Source organism: Nocardioides abyssi, assembly GCF_030412915.1.
GTDB lineage: Bacteria > Actinomycetota > Actinomycetes > Propionibacteriales > Nocardioidaceae > Nocardioides > Nocardioides abyssi.
This window is the reverse complement of record NZ_JAUHJR010000272.1, coordinates 1-223: the sequence shown is the minus strand read 5'-3', so window position 1 is coordinate 223 and position 223 is coordinate 1. Positions and strand designations below refer to the sequence as shown.

Genomic DNA, 223 nt, shown 5'->3' with positions numbered 1-223 from the left:
GCTGGCCCTGACGCTCGATGGCGGCGAGGAGGGACCGTCGCCCCGCGACGGAACCGGTCCACTCACGGCCGGACAACGCGTGGTTCCAGTCGCCGCCCCAGATGGTGGGGGCGCTGGCCTCGACCGCCGCGACCGCGGCGGTGGTCCGCTCGGCGCTCGTGGCGCCGACCCAGGGATCCCGGGTGCCGCAGGAGCGCCAGGGGAGGATGGAGGAGCAGACAGC

The 223-nt window shown here is 75.8% G+C and carries 1 protein-coding gene; it reads right to left on the bottom strand.

The window, feature by feature from the left end; all coding sequences use genetic code 11:
* A partial coding sequence (locus QWY29_RS20750) for a hypothetical protein (protein WP_300963103.1) occupies positions 1-223 on the bottom strand: 223 nt, incomplete at both ends.